Origin of the sequence: Fischerella muscicola PCC 7414 (assembly GCF_000317205.1) — a bacterium.
Lineage (GTDB): Bacteria > Cyanobacteriota > Cyanobacteriia > Cyanobacteriales > Nostocaceae > Fischerella > Fischerella muscicola.
This window is the reverse complement of the sequence record NZ_AJLK01000219.1, coordinates 1-1,308: the sequence shown is the minus strand read 5'-3', so window position 1 is coordinate 1,308 and position 1,308 is coordinate 1. Positions and strand designations below refer to the sequence as shown.

Annotated in this window: 1 protein-coding gene; it reads left to right on the top strand. The window is 45.6% G+C overall.

The annotated features are described in order from the left end of the window. The first annotated feature begins 106 nt into the window (after positions 1-106). On the top strand, positions 107-1,042 hold the full coding sequence (cysK, locus tag UYI_RS0131310) for a cysteine synthase A (RefSeq protein WP_016870633.1): 936 nt from the start codon (positions 107-109) through the stop codon (positions 1,040-1,042). Positions 1,043-1,308 lie beyond the last annotated feature (266 nt).

Sequence of the window (1,308 nt, the reverse complement as noted above, 5' to 3'; positions counted from 1 at the left end):
GGGGGAGTGGGGGCCAGTGAGTTCCCCATCTCCCCATCGCCCCTAATCCCCACCAGGGGCCGGTGAGTTCCCCATCTCCCCATTCCCCAATAAGGAGTTTTTATTCATGCGAATTGCTCGTGATGTGACTGAATTAATTGGACGCACTCCATTAATTCAGCTGAATAAAATTCCCCAAACAGAAGGATGCGTGGGCAGAATTGTTATGAAGTTGGAAGGTATGAATCCGGCTGCTTCTGTAAAAGATCGGATTGCTGCAAGTATGATCACAGCAGCAGAAATTGCTGGATTAATTGAACCAGGAAAAAGTATTTTAGTAGAACCAACATCGGGGAATACGGGAATTGGATTAGCGATGGTAGCGGCGGCGCGTGGTTATCGTTTGATTTTGACTATGCCCGAAACTATGAGTGTAGAAAGACGGGCAATGTTAAAAGCTTACGGTGCAACTGTGGAGTTAACGCCAGGAACAGAAGGAATGCGGGGGGCTATTCGCAAAGCCGAAGAAATTGTGGCTAACACTGCCAATGCTTACATGTTGCAACAGTTCCGCAACCCAGCTAACCCCAAAATTCACCGCGAAACCACTGCTGAAGAAATTTGGACAGATACAGATGGACAAGTAGATATTGTCGTCGCTGGGGTGGGTACTGGCGGAACAATTACGGGTATAGCTGAAGTTATCAAAGCACGTAAACCAACTTTTGTGGCGATCGCAGTTGAACCAAAAAATAGTCCCGTCCTTTCTGGTGGACAACCAGGATCACATAAAATTCAAGGTATCGGGGCAGGATTTATCCCTGAAGTTCTCCGCACAGACTTAGTAGATGAAGTGATCGCAGTCAGTGATGAAGAAGCGATCGCATTTGGGCAACGTTTGGCGAGGGAGGAAGGTTTGTTATCTGGTATTTCTTCGGGTGCAAATTTGTGTGCAGCGATACAAGTAGCCAAGCGTCCGGAGAATACCGGGAAGTTGATTGTGGTGATTCAGCCTTCTTTTGGGGAACGTTATTTGAGTACGCCGATGTTTCAGAATTGCTAATTACGTTGTAGCGATTTAAACGCAAAGGAAACGCAGAGTCTTTGCGAGTTTAACTGGTTAGAAATTTGTGGACTTACATTTAAGGCGATCGCTTTTTTATTAAAAGAATTGTTGCAGGTGGCTTTTATCCGCTTGCAGGCAAGTGTTATGGAAAGAAGTGGAATTAACTGTTCGCAATTTGGCTAAGTTTTCAATTGTTTTCATCCCCGTTGAGGGGAAGTGTTATGGAAAGCCAAGTTGCAGTTGCTCATAGCCCACTTATTCGA